This window comes from Paracoccus sp. S4493 (genome assembly GCF_000967735.1).
In the GTDB taxonomy this organism is placed as follows: Bacteria; Pseudomonadota; Alphaproteobacteria; order Rhodobacterales; family Rhodobacteraceae; genus Paracoccus; species Paracoccus marcusii.
Map to the genome: position 1 here is coordinate 1 of NZ_JXYF01000316.1, position 244 is coordinate 244.

2 pseudogenes are annotated in these 244 nt (G+C 68.9%); both read right to left on the reverse strand.

Annotated elements, in window-relative coordinates:
- Window positions 1–127, reverse strand: a pseudogene (locus TW83_RS20175) (bifunctional riboflavin kinase/FMN adenylyltransferase); the annotation flags it as partial.
- A gap of 29 nt (window positions 128–156) precedes the next feature.
- Window positions 157–244: pseudogene (locus TW83_RS22345) on the reverse strand ((R)-hydratase); the annotation flags it as partial.

Here is a 244-nt window from a genome sequence, read left to right on the forward strand (position 1 = left end):
CGCTGGCGGCGCGGGCGGCGTCGATGACCGCGCGGTGACCCTTGTGGACGCCATCGAAATTGCCCATGGCAACCGATGCGCCGCGTGCCTCGGCCTTCAGCCCGGTCCAGTCGCGATGGATCTGCAATGCGCCCCCAACAGGGCGCCACGCACCCCTCAGTCGAACTTGCGGCTTGGGGCCAGCACGACCGCCTCGCCTTTCAAGACGACCGTATCGCCGACGAGGCAGCGGGTTGCAAGCGTG